Source organism: Grimontia hollisae CIP 101886, assembly GCF_000176515.1.
In the GTDB taxonomy this organism is placed as follows: Bacteria; Pseudomonadota; Gammaproteobacteria; order Enterobacterales; family Vibrionaceae; genus Enterovibrio; species Enterovibrio hollisae.
The window spans coordinates 504,741-519,351 of the sequence record NZ_ADAQ01000011.1 but is presented as its reverse complement, the minus strand read 5'-3'; the positions used below and the strand labels follow the sequence as shown (position 1 = coordinate 519,351).

Annotated in this window: 17 protein-coding genes; 8 read left to right on the top strand and 9 right to left on the bottom strand. The window is 49.3% G+C overall.

Translation table 11 applies throughout. The features are described 5' to 3' along the window. Window positions 1–42: 42 nt before the first annotated feature. Window positions 43–651: a multifunctional acyl-CoA thioesterase I/protease I/lysophospholipase L1 gene (gene tesA, locus VHA_RS08650; RefSeq protein ID WP_005503615.1), complete on the bottom strand. Its 609-nt coding sequence runs from the start codon at window positions 649–651 to the stop codon at window positions 43–45. Between tesA and VHA_RS08645 the strand changes: the two genes are divergently transcribed. Together VHA_RS08645 and VHA_RS08640 are read left to right on the top strand one after the other, a co-directional pair. Further along, on the top strand, window positions 650–1,327 hold the full coding sequence (locus VHA_RS08645) for an ABC transporter ATP-binding protein (RefSeq protein ID WP_005503611.1): 678 nt from the start codon (window positions 650–652) through the stop codon (window positions 1,325–1,327). The two genes, tesA and VHA_RS08645, sit on opposite strands and share 2 nt — an antisense overlap. Continuing rightward, the gene (locus tag VHA_RS08640; protein ID WP_005503609.1) at window positions 1,324–3,744 is read left to right on the top strand and encodes an ABC transporter permease; all 2,421 of its coding nucleotides are present in this window, start codon (window positions 1,324–1,326) and stop codon (window positions 3,742–3,744) included. Before VHA_RS08645 ends, VHA_RS08640 begins: the two co-directional genes overlap by 4 nt. A gap of 63 nt (window positions 3,745–3,807) precedes the next feature. Here VHA_RS08640 and VHA_RS08635 read toward each other — a convergent pair whose 3' ends face one another. Further along, window positions 3,808–4,704, bottom strand: a complete 897-nt coding sequence (locus VHA_RS08635) for a TIGR01777 family oxidoreductase (protein WP_005503608.1) — start codon at window positions 4,702–4,704, stop codon at window positions 3,808–3,810. Between the two features lie 364 nt (window positions 4,705–5,068). Between VHA_RS08635 and VHA_RS08630 the strand changes: the two genes are divergently transcribed. From VHA_RS08630 to VHA_RS18865, 5 genes are all read left to right on the top strand, one after another. Then, complete coding sequence (locus VHA_RS08630) at window positions 5,069–5,773, top strand: DUF1538 family protein (RefSeq protein WP_081456024.1); 705 nt, start codon at window positions 5,069–5,071, stop codon at window positions 5,771–5,773. Then, window positions 5,770–6,576: a DUF1538 domain-containing protein gene (locus tag VHA_RS08625; protein ID WP_040528531.1), complete on the top strand. Its 807-nt coding sequence runs from the start codon at window positions 5,770–5,772 to the stop codon at window positions 6,574–6,576. The genes VHA_RS08630 and VHA_RS08625 overlap by 4 nt, the downstream gene beginning before the upstream one ends. Then, window positions 6,576–6,926 carry a P-II family nitrogen regulator gene (locus tag VHA_RS08620; protein WP_005503606.1) on the top strand — a complete coding sequence of 117 codons (351 nt, stop codon included), beginning with the start codon at window positions 6,576–6,578 and terminating at the stop codon, window positions 6,924–6,926. Before VHA_RS08625 ends, VHA_RS08620 begins: the two co-directional genes overlap by 1 nt. After that, window positions 6,923–7,318 carry a CBS domain-containing protein gene (locus tag VHA_RS08615; RefSeq protein ID WP_005503604.1) on the top strand — a complete coding sequence of 132 codons (396 nt, stop codon included), beginning with the start codon at window positions 6,923–6,925 and terminating at the stop codon, window positions 7,316–7,318. Before VHA_RS08620 ends, VHA_RS08615 begins: the two co-directional genes overlap by 4 nt. A 208-nt stretch (window positions 7,319–7,526) precedes the next feature. After that, window positions 7,527–7,712 (top strand): hypothetical protein, encoded by a 186-nt coding sequence (locus VHA_RS18865; protein ID WP_005503601.1) that lies wholly within the window; start codon window positions 7,527–7,529, stop codon window positions 7,710–7,712. 46 nt (window positions 7,713–7,758) lie between these two features. On the opposite strand, the gene VHA_RS08610 is transcribed toward VHA_RS18865, so the two are convergent. From VHA_RS08610 to VHA_RS19245, 7 genes are all read right to left on the bottom strand, one after another. Further along, window positions 7,759–8,574, bottom strand: coding sequence for a substrate-binding domain-containing protein (locus VHA_RS08610; RefSeq protein WP_005503599.1), 816 nt, complete (start codon window positions 8,572–8,574; stop codon window positions 7,759–7,761). Window positions 8,575–8,675: 101 nt separating this feature from the next. Continuing rightward, on the bottom strand, window positions 8,676–9,023 hold the full coding sequence (locus VHA_RS08605; protein ID WP_040528529.1) for a hypothetical protein: 348 nt from the start codon (window positions 9,021–9,023) through the stop codon (window positions 8,676–8,678). 125 nt (window positions 9,024–9,148) lie between these two features. After that, complete coding sequence (locus VHA_RS08600; protein ID WP_040528527.1) at window positions 9,149–9,523, bottom strand: hypothetical protein; 375 nt, start codon at window positions 9,521–9,523, stop codon at window positions 9,149–9,151. A gap of 193 nt (window positions 9,524–9,716) precedes the next feature. Further along, window positions 9,717–10,529: a MetQ/NlpA family lipoprotein gene (locus VHA_RS08595; RefSeq protein WP_005503597.1), complete on the bottom strand. Its 813-nt coding sequence runs from the start codon at window positions 10,527–10,529 to the stop codon at window positions 9,717–9,719. 50 nt (window positions 10,530–10,579) lie between these two features. Continuing rightward, window positions 10,580–11,272, bottom strand: coding sequence for a methionine ABC transporter permease (locus VHA_RS08590; protein ID WP_005503596.1), 693 nt, complete (start codon window positions 11,270–11,272; stop codon window positions 10,580–10,582). Beyond that, window positions 11,262–12,296, bottom strand: coding sequence for a methionine ABC transporter ATP-binding protein MetN (gene metN / locus VHA_RS08585; RefSeq protein WP_005503595.1), 1,035 nt, complete (start codon window positions 12,294–12,296; stop codon window positions 11,262–11,264). Before metN ends, VHA_RS08590 begins: the two co-directional genes overlap by 11 nt. Window positions 12,297–12,688: 392 nt before the next feature. Further along, the gene (locus VHA_RS19245; RefSeq protein ID WP_154124017.1) at window positions 12,689–12,859 is read right to left on the bottom strand and encodes a hypothetical protein; all 171 of its coding nucleotides are present in this window, start codon (window positions 12,857–12,859) and stop codon (window positions 12,689–12,691) included. Between the two features lie 240 nt (window positions 12,860–13,099). On the opposite strand from VHA_RS19245, the gene VHA_RS08575 reads away from it, so the two are divergent. Beyond that, the gene (locus VHA_RS08575) at window positions 13,100–14,524 is read left to right on the top strand and encodes a PepSY-associated TM helix domain-containing protein (RefSeq protein WP_005503593.1); all 1,425 of its coding nucleotides are present in this window, start codon (window positions 13,100–13,102) and stop codon (window positions 14,522–14,524) included. Window positions 14,525–14,611: the final 87 nt, after the last annotated feature.

Genomic DNA, 14,611 nt, shown 5'->3' with positions numbered 1-14,611 from the left:
AATAGTAGCCGGTGATCAACATTGCCTTGGCTACCCATCGTTTTATCCTTGTTTTTTGAGGTATGGGCGCATCTGTTCTGCCATAAAACCGGCAATCCATGGCTGGGCAATATCTTTTGGGTGCAGGCCATCTGACATCATCCAATCTTCGGTTAAAACAACCTTTTCCATGAAGAATGGAATGAGTGGAATTTGCATTTCTTTACTCAATGCCGGATAGATATCTGCAAACGCCTTGCTGTATCGTTGACCATAGTTAGGTGGGATCTGTATCTGCATTAACATCACCTGTGCGCCACTTTCCCGGCTTAAACTGATCAATTGAGCCAGGTTATTGCGTATCTGGTTGGGTGGAAAGCCCCGCAAACCATCATTGGCCCCGAGTTCAATCAATACATAGTCGGGCGAATGCTGCTCAAGCAATGCGGGCAACCTTGCCAGGCTGTTGCCAGACGTATCACCGGAAATGCTGGCATTGATGACAGACGTAATGTCACTGGTTTCAGTCAGTTTGGGGGCTATCAGACTGGGCCAGCTTTTCTCCAACGCCATTTGGTAGCCAGCGCTAAGGCTATCACCAAGTACAAGCAGTGTCTGCGCCGCAGCGCTATGACTGATAATCAAAAGACAAAAAGAAAGGATGCGAATCATGACAACTCCAGTGATCAGGGCCAGTAACGTGTCGAAAACCGTGACGACGAATGCGCAGTCTCTGACCATTCTGCAGGATGTTTCCCTTCAGGTCGAGCAGGGGGAAAGTATTGCTTTAGTTGGGGTTTCCGGTGCAGGCAAATCCACCCTGATGACCTTACTTGCAGGGCTGGATACGCCTTCAATGGGTGAAATAGAGCTTTTGGGCAAGCCTTTAAGTCAGTTGGATGACGATGCGAGGGCGGCACTTCGCGCTGAATCCATTGGCTTTGTGTTCCAAAGCTTCCTTCTGGTGCCATCACTGACCGCGCTGGAAAACGTGTTGCTGCCATGCACTATTCGTGGTGATGACGAAGATGAAGAAAGGGCGCTGGAACTTTTGGCATCTGTTGGCCTGAAAGGGCGCGAAACGCATTTACCTTCCCAGCTTTCAGGTGGTGAACAACAGCGTGTCGCCATTGCCCGGGCTTTTATGACGCGCCCGAATGTACTGTTTGCAGATGAACCTACCGGCAACCTTGACCAACATACGGCTGCCACGGTTATCGATCTTCTGTTCTCATTAAACCGCGATCACGGCACCACGCTGATCCTGGTCACCCATGATCCGGCACTGGCTGAGAAGTGTCACCGAACCCTGCACCTCAATGCGGGCGAACTGGTGGGGGCAGCATGAGGAAGAACCTTGTCTGGCGCTGGGCATGGCGCGAACTCTTTCATGGTCAACTGTGGCCGGTGGTGGCAGCTCTTGCCCTCATCATTGCCTGTGTGTTTGCCTTGTCAGCACTGGCGGGACGTATCGAATCCGTATTGACCCAGCAAGGCCGCTCCATGCTGGCCGCCGATTTGGTACTGCGAAGCAACCAGCCGCTCTCGCCGCAAACATTGCAGGGTTTTGAGACGATGAATGTTGAGCGTTCAGACCAGACCCGGTTTGGCACCATGGCGTTCAGTGAAAACAACATGCAACTTATCAGCGTGAAGGCAGTAGAAAGTAACTACCCCTTGCGCGGTGCATTGGAGCTGGAAAGTGCCAATGTCATGCATGACCGCGTCCAACCCGGCGAGCTTTGGCTGGAAGAGCGGCTGTTTACCCTGCTTGATGTAGGGTTGGGAGACAAGGTTGATGTGGGTGACCTGACTCTGACAGTCAGCGGGAAAATCGTCTCTGAACCTGAACTGTCCTTCAATCCTTTCAGCCAGATGCCAGCTGCCATGATGCACATGAGTGACGTTTCGGCCGCAGGGGTTGTCCGTCCCGGCAGCCGTGTCAGCTATCGTTATTTCTTCCGCGGCGGCGACAGTGAGTTAGAGGCAGTGAAAGGGGCCTATACCCCGATAGAAGGACAACGCTGGATAGATGAAAATACCGGCGATCGCACGGGTGATATGCTGGACAGGAGCCGGGGATACCTTTCCCTGACCGTTGTGCTGGTGATCATCATGGCGGCGGCAACTTTGTTGCTCACCTGCCAGCATTATGTGGACAGCCGTACCCAGACCCTGGCGATGGTGAAAAGCCTTGGCGCGCAGCGCAGCTGGGTAAGGCGCTGGCTCGGTAGGCAGCTGTTGATGCTGATGTTGATGGCAACTGTGCTCGGCCTTGGCTTTGGTGCGCTCCTTGAATACCTGCTTCGCCTGCCGCTGGCGGATGTGTTGCCCTCGCCGCTGCCAAGCTATGGCTATCTGCCGTGGGTACTTGGGCCTTTGGTCGCCTTGCTGGTGGCATTGCCAGCACTTGGCATTCCGCTTATCAGGCTGATCGAAGCGCCAGCCATGAGCGTGCTTCAGGAGCAAAGCGCAGTGCGGGCAAGAAAGAATCCGTGGAGCTGGCTGCTGGCGTCGGTGCCTGTGCTTGCCCTGATTGCCTGGTCTTATGATAACCGCCTGCTTTGGCTGGTATTGGCCGCGTTGGTGGTCATGCTTAGCCTGCTGGCGGCGATTGGCGTGATGGTGTTGAAAGTGGCGCAAAAACGGGTGCGACAACCGGCGTTCAAACTGGCGCTCAGCCGTATTACCCGTAATCCTGCGTCAAGCGGCGCGCAGTTGGGGGCGTTGGCTACGTCCTTTATGTTGCTTTCCATTATCTGGCTGCTTCGTACTGACTTGCTGGAGGATTGGCAACAAACCCTGCCGCCGGATGCGCCGAATGTATTTGCACTGAATATTGCCAAACACGAGTTGGATGGCTACGTCGGCAGGCTGGATGCCAACAAGCTTGAGCGTTCAGAAGCGTATCCGATTGTGCGCGGCCGCTTGGTGGCATTGAATGGACAACGCTATGCGGCGTTAACGCCAGACAGGGAAGAGCGTGATGAAGCGCTGCGCCGCGAGCTCAACTTTACCTGGCGTGATGAGCTGCCAAGTCACAATGAACTGTTGGAAGGGGTATGGCCCAGTGACGGTGGCGTGTCGGTGGAATCCGGGATTGCAGAGAGACTTGGCTTACGTCTTGGGGATCGGTTGACGTTTAACGTCAACAGTCAGGAGTTTGATGCGGAAGTGAACTCCATCCGGGAGGTGGAATGGCGCAATATGAAGCCGAATTTCTACTTCATATTCGATCCGGCGCTGGTGGAAGAATTACCTGCCAACTGGTTGGTCAGTTTCCGTCTGGAAGACAGCCAGAGTGATATCCTCAACCAGCTGGGACGTGACTACCAAACCGTGACGTTATTGGATTTGCGTACCATGAGCGGACGGATACAGGTGATCCTGAAGCAAATCAGCCTGTCGTTGTCTGTGTTGGCCGGATTGGCGGTTGCCAGTGGCTTATTGCTATTACTGACTTTGCTGCGGATCACGCTGGCAGAGCGGCAACGGGAGATCATGCTTTACCGGACACTGGGTGCGAGTAAAAAACGCATCAATACCACGCTTTGGGCGGAGTACGGCATCATGGCGCTGGTGTCAGGCTGTATGGCGGTCGGTGGTGCAGAGCTGGCGATGGCAGGATTGCTGAAATGGGGCGTTGAGCTGCCGGTGCGTTTGCATCCGGAAGTGTGGTTAAGCCTGCCAACACTTGCGGTAGGACTGGTGTTCCTGACGGTTGCCTGGATGTTGCGCGGATTGCTTGAACCGCTCAAGCGGTAATGTTTTTCCAGACGAGACGTGAAAGGCACGCTGTGATGCGTGCCTTTGTTTTTGCGTCACTTTTTATCCGCGAAGCAGGTTTTCTAATGCAGGCTCCACGGTAGGAAACTCAAACGCGTAACCGCTGTTTTCAAGCGCCCTTGGCACCGCACGCTGGCTGTCGAAAAGGAGCTGGCCTGCCTCGCCCAACATCAGGGTAATGGCAAATTTGGGCGTAAACAGGAAGTGGGGGCGTCGCAATGTGGCGGCCAGAGCTTGGCTGAATACCTTATTGGTAACCGGATGTGGCGCAGTCATATTGAAAGGGCCTCGGGTCTCTGCGTGTTCCAACAAATGGATGATGCCGCCCACCATATCGTTGATATGGATCCAGGGGAAATACTGGTTACCTTCCCCGATAGGGCCGCCCATGCCGAACTGGTAAGGTAATAACATTTTTTTCAATGCCCCGCCGTGCTTGCTGAGCACAATACCGGTTCGCAGCAGGCAGACACGGGTTTTATCTGAGTCGGCACGCAGGGCGGTTTTTTCCCAGTTTGCGCAGACAGAATGGGCAAAATCGGTAGCATCGACAGTGAGCGACTCATCGATAATTTTGTCACCCTGATCGCTGTAATAACCGACTGCCGATCCGCTGATAAAGGTGTGGGGAGGATTGTCAGCCTCTAAAATCCGCTGCACCAGCTTTTCGGTGATCCCCCACCGGCTGGCACAGATAATACCTTTCTGCTTTTCGCTCCAGCGCTTGTCGACAATCGGTTCACCGGCCAGGTTAATGATGGCGTCAAACTGGCTGATATCGGTAATGTCGTCGATGTCTTTGATCAAATGCACTTTGGTGGGCAACACCTCCCGCGCGTTGTCTGGCGAGCGGGTCAGTACCGTAATTTCATGGTGCTCAAGTTTGGCTATCAGAGCACGTCCAATCAGGCCAGTTCCACCTGTCACGAGAATTTGCATATGAAAAATCCAATATCGGCTTGTTACTCATCAGTATGCATTCAATCGGTTATTTGATCAGCCTACAGATGATGCCGGTGCCGTTATTCTTTAAAACCTTGTTAGCTTTATCACTCTATCGGCATTGTGAATTGGCAAATCTCCCTACACTGGCCCAAGGTTATCGGGGGCTTGACCACAAAAGGTCAACAATCCCAGTTGAAGCAGGATGCGTTATTCCCTGCCTCCGACGCCTATGGCGGTCAGGGCTGTCACCTGGATATCACACTAATTTGTCTATTTTACTGTCCTATCAGGCAACCCGGAGTGCCTGTAGCCTTTCTCTGGAGAGAGTGTGAAGGGAATTACTGCATTGTTGGGTGCGATGCTGGGAAGCCTGAAGGATTTGCTTCCTATCATTCTTGTTATCGGCTTTTTTCAACTGATTGTATTGCAGCAACCGCTGCCGGACTGGATCTCCATCATGATTGGCCTCGTTCTTGTAGTAATGGGGCTGACCTTTTTCGTCTTTGGACTCGAGATGGGACTGTTTCCTATTGGTGAATCCATGGCGCACTCCCTGGCGCAAAAAGGGAGTGTATTTTGGCTGGTGGTGTTTGCTTTCCTGCTCGGTTTTGGCACCACGATAGCCGAGCCTGCGTTGACTGCCGTCGCTGCCGAAGCGGCCGAAGTCGCTGCTGAAGGCGGAATGATTGCGATGTCTGAGGAAGCGCAGTCTTCTTATGCCAACGGCCTTCGGATCACGGTTGCACTTTCCGTGGGCGTTGCAATAGTGCTCGGTGTGTTGCGTATCCTCAAAGGCTGGCCTATCCACCGCCTTATTATCGGGGGCTACATTCTGGTGGTGATCATGACAGCGTTTGCGCCACGTTACATCATCGGCATCGCTTATGACTCCGGCGGTGTGACGACATCTACCATCACAGTGCCACTGGTAACCGCACTTGGTGTGGGGTTGGCAACGGTGATCAAAGGTCGTAACCCCATGGTAGATGGCTTTGGTTTGATTGCCTTTGCGTCGCTGTCGCCAATGATCTTTGTGATGGTATACGGGATGGTAGTGACATGAATGTCCTGACTACCCTGCTCCCCACCTTTTTTGACACCCTGTTGTCGACAGTCAGGGATGTGATCCCGATTGTCTGCATTATCTTTGGCTTTCAATTTGCTGTACTCAGAAAGCCGATAGCCAACATCAAGCGAATTATTTTCGGGTTTATTTACGTCATCATCGGCTTGTCCTTGTTTCTGATGGGACTTGAAATGGCACTGTTTCCGCTGGGCGAATCGATGGCTACCCAGTTAACCGCGCCCGCTTTCCTGTTTGGGGAAGGAGAACAGATCCCGGCTAACTTCACCTGGGATCATTACTACTGGGTTTACATCTTCGCCGCTGCGATTGGTTTCAGTACCACAGTGGCAGAGCCTTCTCTCATTGCCGTTGCCATCAAAGCTGCGCAGGTGTCCGGTGGTGCAATCAGTGTCAATGGTCTGCGTTTTTCAGTCGCGATTGGTGTGGCGATAGGTATCTCTCTTGGCTGTTATCGCATCGTGGTTGGGGATCCCATTCACTATTACATTATCGCGGGTTATATCGTCGTGGTGACCCAAACCTTCTATGCGCCCAAGTTTATTGTCCCGCTGGCCTATGACTCTGGCGGGGTAACAACATCAACGGTAACCGTCCCCTTGGTGACAGCACTTGGCCTGGGGCTGGCCTCAACCGTACCCGGCAGGAGCCCTTTGATTGATGGCTTTGGCTTGATTGCCTTTGCCAGTCTGTTCCCCATGATCTCTGTGATGGGGTATGCACAATTAACTGCGTTGGCAGCCAAACGGAGTACCACCCAAGAAAATACGAGGGGATCATAATGCGATTCAAACTGATTGTTGCTTTTATTGAAGACGCGAAAACTGATGCCGTTTTGGATGCGGCCAGAACGGCGGGAGCGACCGGTGCCACAGTGATTAACAATGCGCGGGGCGAAGGACTCACGAAAAAGAAAACCTTCTTTGGCCTGACGCTTGATGTCCAGCGTGACGTTGTACTGTTTTTGGTGGAAGAGCATCTTGCCCGTTCTATTCTTGAAACCATCAATGTGGTAGGGGAGTTTGATGCGACATCGGGCAAGGGCATAGCGGTGCAACTGGATGTGGAAGATGCCGTGGGTGTGGCGCATCAGGTTCAGGAATTAAGCAGTAAGATTGAGGATGAGTTATGAAAGTGACCAAAAGGGTCCGTGATGTCATGAAGGACGACTATGCGTTAATCGATGGGCTGACCACAGTAGCAGAAGCCATTCGCATTGCCAGGGACAAGGAAGTGAAAGCGCTCATTGTGAAAAAACGCGACGAAGATGATGAGTTTGGTCTGGTGCTGATGAATGATATTGCCAAGAAAGTGCTGTCACAAAACCGCTCACCGGAGCGTGTGAATGTGTATGAAATAATGACCAAGCCTGCGCTGTCTGTTTCGCCGGAGATGAATGTGAAGTATTGTGCCCGCCTGTTTGAACGCTTTGGCATCAGCCGTGCTCCTGTGATTGACGGTGGCGAGATACTTGGCGTGGTGAGCTATAACAGCATTGTGATGTATGGCATGTTGTCAGATTGATAAAAATGGCAGACCTGACTTCCTGATGATTGGATGGTATGGCATTCAGAAAGTAGAGTGCTTTCTATTGCCTTACATTTAACTGGGTGATTTGTTTTAGGAATATTGGTGAATTTCAAATCACCTCTTTTCATTTTTCTATGTTGTGTGGATATGGCATGCTGACTTCAAGTACAACAATAAACACACATTGGATGAGGTTATTTCTATGAGCGCAGCCATCGCACCATCAACGCTGGTTTCTGTTTTGGTACAGTCAATTTCGACACCTGAAGTACCGGAAGGTAAGCGCGTTGAAATTCGTTCAATTTCACAGCAGGCACCATCCAGCCGATTGCATACATTGCTAAATAAATTTGGAGACATATTCCAAAAACTGGCAATGCACAAATAATCAAACGGTAGAGAGGGCGGGGAGACCCGCCCTCACCGTATGTGCATTATTTAACGGCGCTATATTTGCTAAACACATCAAACGCTTTACGGCTTGAAAGATAGTCATAAAACGCGCGGGTTTCTTCATCAGCATCATCACGCACAATGACATTGATCCCGCGATAGGTGACGCGATCAGGTTCGATAGGCACTAAATCAACAAGATTCTGATTCGCGTGATACCATTCCGGCCATGTAATCCAGGCATCTGCTTTTTCGCCCCCGTTACTGCCAAGAAGCACTTTTGCAGCGGCGCCACTGCCAGGTGCTTGGTAAACTATTTTTGAACGGAATTTTTCCAGATCCTGAATATTGCCCTTTCTGCCGACAATGTCCTCCCACAGAGCGGTAGACGAGGTCACGCTGTTAAGTAACTGGTTGTTGACAACAATACGAGATACGTCCGGGTTATTGATGAGATCGTCAATGCCCCGAATGTTTTTAGGGTTTCCTTTCTGAACCAGGATCACAGCAGGCCGTAAGAAAATGACCTTGGAATGATGCTGGTTGAAGCCGAAATCTTTAAACTCATCCAATAAAACAGCAGAATAGTTTTCTGATGTTCCCCATAGAATATCTGCTTTTCCTTTTGTGCAGTTTTTCCCTGTTCCTTTTGCACAAGCTTGCCAGGTATTATATGGTCCAGGGTTGATATTTATCTCTAGATCTTTAAATTTGCTGTCTTTTTTGAAGTTTTCAACGATTTCTTTTAATGCATGGTGCGGTCCTCCCGCGCCATACAAATTTATTTCTTTTGCGTGTGAAAGGTTGCTGATGAATAGGCTGGATATTGCCAAAGCAATGAGTTTTTTATTTTTCATTTCACTTTCCCTTTTAACATGGATTGAAAATAAAAATTAAGCCAGTGTATCTACTGGCTTAAATATGATTTCAATGTGTATCCCTTTGAAACGATAAAGTCTTAAAGATTAAATCTTACAGACTTCCCTGATTGGCTATTTTTATTTCCAAGTTGTTGCTCACTCAGTTCTTGATTATAAATTGTTAATAGCAGTCTATCCCGGCATCGCATTCCATGCTTTAACTTGCTAATTTTATGGTGTTTTTCTATTAAATCATCAACATATTGTTCACGACAAATGAATGGTATTGTCGTTTGTTTTATTCTTTCTATTTTGCTTGAATCACGTTCATGTTTTATATTGATGAATGTTTTGGCGAGTTCTGTAGCGCCAAGCTTAAACGCAGACCGTGCAGACATGCAATGTTGCACTTTTATTTGATGATATAAAAGGCTGACTTTGTTCATGGTTGTCTCCTGGTATTTTTATGGCCTTTATAATTTCACGATCTGGTTAATGTGAGAAGTGAAAAAATAAGAAAGTGGCTATAGTTTTTTTCAAGAAGACTTTTATTATGTAGGAATCACCAATGCTATGAAATTCTGCATAGCATTGAATGCATTGATGACTTATTTTTTTTAGGTATATCGAATCTTACGGTTGTCTTTCTTTCACAATCAAATGATTGCAGGCTGAGTTCATGGTTGAAAATTCGAATTAACTGCTTATTTCTTTCTCTCATGTCATCTTTGGTTATTATAATTTGTCTGAATGTGTTTAGTTCATTCTCATACAGTCCCTTTAAATAAAATAAATCTTGCATGTCCTTTAGTTTCTCTAAATTTTTCTTATCATGTTCTTGTTTTATGCGTAGGATATTTTTTGCCAGATCAAAATTACCAGATTTAAGCGCAGACTGGCATTCTTTATCTTTGATTTTATAGCATAATCTCTCTATCGGCTTCATTGTTTATTTATCCTAAGTGGTTATAACACAATTATTTTCTCATTTTTGATATATAAATTGAAAGTGAAAATAAATAGACAGTTATTGTATGTTTTTTCATGCTTCATGTGTTCGCTGCGTGTAAAAAATAAAAAGCCTGTGGCATTGCACAGGCTTTATGTTGGCATATTTGTTTTAGCAAAGAACTGATCTGTTACCAGCCTTTAACCGCACCCCCATCGAAAATTTCCGAGGCGGCGTTGTAGACTGTGTCTGTTTGGTATGACTGAACGAATTGTTTTACGTTCTGTGCATCCACGTTATCTTTACGGGCAACAATCAGATTCACATACGGTGATTCTTTGTCTTCGACGAATATGCCATCTTTTTCTGGAGAAAGATTAATCGCACTGGCATAGGTGGTGTTAATGACTGCCAGTGTTACGTCGTCCAGGGAACGTGGCAATTGTGCGGCTTCCAATTCAACAATCTTCAGGTTTTTCGGGTTGCTGATAATGTCGAGGACTGTGGCTTTCAGGCCCGCTTCGTCTTTCACATCAATCAGTCCCTGTTTCTCAAGCAGCAACAGTGAACGGCCAAGGTTGGTTGGATCGTTGGGTACCGCGATTTGTGCACCGTCTTCAATTTGCTCAACAGATGTAATTTTGCTTGAGTAACCAGCGATAGGGTAAACCAGCGTGTTGCCAGCAATTGCAAACTTATAGCCGCGGTCACTGATTTGCTGATCCAGATAAGGTTTGTGCTGGAAGGCGTTGGCATCAATAGCGCCTTCTTCCAGTGCTGCGTTTGGCGATACATAATCTGTGAACGTAACCAGTTCAACATCAAGGCCGTATTTCTCTTTTGCGACTTTTGCAGCGACTTCTGCCACTTGTTCTTCAGCGCCGGCCATCACACCGATTTTCACCTTGGTCAGGTCAACGGTTTCTTCCTGTCCACAGCCGGTCAGTACCAGTGTAGAAGCCAGGCCAACGGCGGCGGCGATTTTCTTAAGCGTAAACGTCATCACATCTCTCCTTAACTATTTATATCCATGTAGGCGCGGGAAGCGCCTTGTTATCTGTGGTCAACCCGTTTTACCAGATAATCTCCGGCTGACTGGATCAGTTGCACCATGATCACCAGCATTACCACCGTGATCAGCATGACTGTGCCGTCAAAGCGCTGGTAACCATAGCGAATACCGACATCCCCAAGGCCACCGCCACCGACGGCGCCCGCCATCGCTGAATAGCTCACCAATGTCACCAGGGTGATCGTTGCACCATTCAAAATACCCGGCAGTGCCTCAGGCAACAGCACCTTGTGGATGATTTGCAGTGGGGTTGCCCCCATTGCCTGTGCGGCTTCCACCAAGCCGGATGGCACTTCCAGTAATGCGCCTTCAACCAGACGGGCGATAAAAGGAATGGCGCCGACGGTCAGGGGCACGATAGCGGCGCCTGTACCGATAGAGCTGCCCACCACAAAACGGGTAAATGGAATAATGGCGACCAGCAGAATAATGAAAGGGATCGAGCGGCCAATATTGACAAGGGTGCCGATTGATTTGTTCAGCACGGTATTTTCAAGCAGGCCACGCGGTTTAGTCAGGTGTAGCAGCACACCCAGCGGAATACCAAACAGGAAACCAATGGCGCCAGAAACCAACACCATGGTCAGGGTTTGGCCCAACGCCTCAGCCAACAGGCCAACAAGACGTTCGTTTTCGACAAACCAGCCTGAAACAGCAGCAATATTAAGCGACATAGCCCAGCACCTCGACGTTGATATTGTGTTCCCTGAGATCAGTCAGCGCCTTGCTGACGTTGTCTTCCTCACCAAAAAATTCTGCCAGCATCAGGCCAAACTTCACGCCACCGGCATAATCCATATCTGAACTTAAGATACTGATGTCAATATTGAATTTTCTCGATACCTGACTGATCACCGGGGCGTCGACACTGGCGCCGGTAAATTCAAGGCGAACCAAAGGCGGTAAACCTCCGCTGTTTTCCGGTGTGAGGCGTTCGGCGTAGTCGCGGGGAATGGATAAATCCAGGGTAGAACGGATAAAGGTGCGTGCCAGTTCAGATGTAGGGTGGGCAAAAATATCGCCGACCGGCCCTTTTTCAACCAGCTCACCGTCACCGATGATTGCCACTTCATGGCAAATGCGCTTCACCACATCCATTTCATGGGTGATCAGCAAAATAGTTAATCCCAGTTTCTGGTTGATGGTTTCCAGAAGCGTCAGGATCGATTGTGTGGTGGCAGGGTCTAGAGCGCTGGTGGCTTCGTCACACAGCAGCACTTTGGGGTCGCTCGCGAGCGCACGGGCGATCGCCACACGTTGTTTTTGGCCACCGCTAAGGTTTGACGGATAGCTCTGGTGTTTGTCATTAAGGCCCACCAAATCCAGCAACTCGGTCACTTTGGCCTGGATATATGTGCGATCCTTGCCAGCCAGTTCCAGCGGTAAGGCCACGTTGTCAAACACGGTGCGGGAAGACAGCAGATTGAAATGCTGGAAGATCATCCCGATTTTCTGGCGCTCCCGCGTCAGGTCAGATTGGGAAAGGGCGGTCAGCTCAACACCATCAACCAAAACCTGGCCGGATGTTGGACGTTCTAAGAGGTTAACGATGCGGATCAGCGTACTCTTGCCCGCGCCCGAGGCGCCAATCACGCCGAAAATCCTGCCCTGTGGAATGTGGAGGTTAATGTCGCGCAGGGCGTGGATCGTCACATCCCCCTGTTTGAACGCCTTATTAACCTGTTTTATTTCGATCATACGCCTTCCTGGACAAAATCGTGTTAATGAGAGGTGAGATATGCAGCGATTATTATTAGGTTTTTGTTTGCTTCCGGTATTTACTGCTATCTGATGCTATTTATTGTTGCATACTAAGTCAATAGATATTTTTACGGCTAGACGTCTAAACGTATATTTAGTAATGACAAACAGGTTAATAAGTGAATGCCTATTCCTATTAAGTAAGGCAGAAATAGCTGATCTCTGTATGTTTGTAACTAAATTTGATTTCTATTGTGTCAATTGTTGGTTTTTTTGTTGTGAAACACTAAAGCAAGGAATGCCGTAGGGTATAGTCTGCTATTCGGTATTACGGTCAGGAAAGAGCTTTGAGAGCGTCATTGAAAAGAATGATGTTATGCGCGAGTGCCTTAAGTTGGGTGCTTGTTTCGCTCATGCCTGTCATCAATGCACACGGAAGTAACGCCGGAGTGTGGGAAACCCTGTGTACCGTTAACGGCTTCGAACGTGTCCTGATTGAAGACGGCGATGAGGCCGCGGGCACCGAAAAGCGCCATGGCAAGCCCTGTCCCTTCAGTCATTTTTCTACCTTTCAATACGTCACACTCACTGCAACTGACACTCACACTTACGTTAAATTTGCGGGGAACCAGGATTACACTTTATTGGCTCAAAGGGTAAGATTTGGGTCCCCGATCGCCCGTGCGCCACCTGCCCCTGCCTCTTTTTACACCTAAAGAACAACAGTAACCACACACATAACCCACTCTAAATGCACTGGATACTTGCGGTGTGTTTGTTTATGAGAAAGGAAATTGACTATGGTTAGTCAAACAGGGACGCAGTCAGCTGCTAAAGCTGCCCACAAGTCGCGTTATTTCACTGCCTGGCGCTGGCATTTCTATGCAGGCCTTTTTGTTATTCCATTTATGGCGATGCTGAGTTTCACGGGCGTTATTATGCTCTTTGACGATGAGATCGAATCGGTGCGCTACGGTGAACTGCTAACCGTGACGGCACAAAACGAAACCCGGCTTCCTTCTGCACAACTGGCGGCGGTAAACGCCGCGTTCCCAGATGCAATCGTGACGCAGTTTATGCCAGCCGGTTCACCGGAGACAGTAAACCGCTTCTCAGTTCGCCTGCCAGATAATGAAACCCGCTTTGTGTTGGTGAATCCCTACACAGCTGAGGTTGTGGGCAGCATCGACCGTAGCGACAGTTGGTATGCACTTGCCAATGATATTCACGGCACTCTGCTACTGGGTGATATGGGTGACCGACTGATTGAAACTGCCGCGAGTTTCACTATTTTGCTTCTGGTGTCAGGCCTGTATCTCTGGTGGCCGAAAGATGCAGCAAGCCGTGCCTGCTTTCTAAAGATTCGCACCGACAGTGGTTCGCGCATCTTTATGCGGGATCTTCATACCAATCTGGGAGGGATTTTGTCGGTCGCTTTGCTTTTTTTTGTCATTTCAGGTCTGGCCTGGACAGGGATTTGGGGCGGCAAAATTGTCCAGCCATGGGGAAGCTTCCCGGCAGAGCGTTCAAAACAACTCCCTGAATCGGTGATTACCCATCAGGCGCTGAACCATGGTGCTGAAGAGGAAATGCCATGGAATCTGGAGCAGACGCCGGTGCCCGTCTCACACCACGGCAGTCATAACGTGGAGAATACCTCGGCAGATAAACGTTCGTTGGCTGCGGCCATCAGCATTGATGACGTCGTGAGTAAAGCCCGTGATGTTGGTTTTACCCAATACAGGCTGCGATTCCCGACATCGGACACCGGTGTTTATACCCTGTCAGCGAATACCATGAGTGGTGACATTACTGACCCTACCAAAGACAGAACCCTGCATATCGACCAGTACAGTGGTGAGGTGCTGGCAGATATTACCTTTTCTGATTACAACTGGATGGCGAAGGCCATGGCTGCGGGTATTGCGTTGCACCAGGGAGATATCAGTGTGATCAACAAAGTCTTCAACCTCTTTGTCTGCCTGGTGTTTCTCGTGATTTCGATCACCGGCGCTATCATGTGGTGGAAGCGTCGACCACAAGGCTCGAAGCGTCTGGGGGCTCCCTCCGCCCAGAGAGACAGTGGTTTGTGGTTGAGCGGCATTGTCACACTGGCGGCAATTTGCCTCTTTCTCCCTTTGGCTGGGATCTCAGTCATCGCAATTTTATGCATTGACTGGCTGATTTTGCGCAAACTCCCTATTGTCAGACAGGCCATTCGTTAACAAATAAAGCCCTGTTTTCGGGGCTTTATTGTTTTTACTTCAATGCGGGTTGGCAACGTATCCTTCACATCGGGGTAGCACGCGAAT

What these genes read in the sequence shown, in the direction of transcription:
- VHA_RS08590 (WP_005503596.1), bottom strand. Translation starts at nt 11,272, where the DNA reads ATGTCGCTTAATATTGCTGCTGTTTCAGGCTGGTTTGTCGAAAACGAA.
- VHA_RS08640 (WP_005503609.1), top strand. Translation starts at nt 1,324, where the DNA reads ATGAGGAAGAACCTTGTCTGGCGCTGGGCATGGCGCGAACTCTTTCAT.
- tesA (WP_005503615.1), bottom strand. Translation starts at nt 651, where the DNA reads ATGATTCGCATCCTTTCTTTTTGTCTTTTGATTATCAGTCATAGCGCT.
- VHA_RS08595 (WP_005503597.1), bottom strand. Translation starts at nt 10,529, where the DNA reads ATGACGTTTACGCTTAAGAAAATCGCCGCCGCCGTTGGCCTGGCTTCT.
- VHA_RS18865 (WP_005503601.1), top strand. Translation starts at nt 7,527, where the DNA reads ATGAGCGCAGCCATCGCACCATCAACGCTGGTTTCTGTTTTGGTACAG.
- VHA_RS08615 (WP_005503604.1), top strand. Translation starts at nt 6,923, where the DNA reads ATGAAAGTGACCAAAAGGGTCCGTGATGTCATGAAGGACGACTATGCG.
- VHA_RS08610 (WP_005503599.1), bottom strand. Translation starts at nt 8,574, where the DNA reads ATGAAAAATAAAAAACTCATTGCTTTGGCAATATCCAGCCTATTCATC.
- metN (WP_005503595.1), bottom strand. Translation starts at nt 12,296, where the DNA reads ATGATCGAAATAAAACAGGTTAATAAGGCGTTCAAACAGGGGGATGTG.
- VHA_RS08625 (WP_040528531.1), top strand. Translation starts at nt 5,770, where the DNA reads ATGAATGTCCTGACTACCCTGCTCCCCACCTTTTTTGACACCCTGTTG.
- VHA_RS08605 (WP_040528529.1), bottom strand. Translation starts at nt 9,023, where the DNA reads ATGAACAAAGTCAGCCTTTTATATCATCAAATAAAAGTGCAACATTGC.
- VHA_RS08620 (WP_005503606.1), top strand. Translation starts at nt 6,576, where the DNA reads ATGCGATTCAAACTGATTGTTGCTTTTATTGAAGACGCGAAAACTGAT.
- VHA_RS08600 (WP_040528527.1), bottom strand. Translation starts at nt 9,523, where the DNA reads ATGAAGCCGATAGAGAGATTATGCTATAAAATCAAAGATAAAGAATGC.
- VHA_RS08635 (WP_005503608.1), bottom strand. Translation starts at nt 4,704, where the DNA reads ATGCAAATTCTCGTGACAGGTGGAACTGGCCTGATTGGACGTGCTCTG.
- VHA_RS08575 (WP_005503593.1), top strand. Translation starts at nt 13,100, where the DNA reads ATGGTTAGTCAAACAGGGACGCAGTCAGCTGCTAAAGCTGCCCACAAG.
- VHA_RS08645 (WP_005503611.1), top strand. Translation starts at nt 650, where the DNA reads ATGACAACTCCAGTGATCAGGGCCAGTAACGTGTCGAAAACCGTGACG.
- VHA_RS08630 (WP_081456024.1), top strand. Translation starts at nt 5,069, where the DNA reads ATGCTGGGAAGCCTGAAGGATTTGCTTCCTATCATTCTTGTTATCGGC.
- VHA_RS19245 (WP_154124017.1), bottom strand. Translation starts at nt 12,859, where the DNA reads ATGACTGAAGGGACAGGGCTTGCCATGGCGCTTTTCGGTGCCCGCGGC.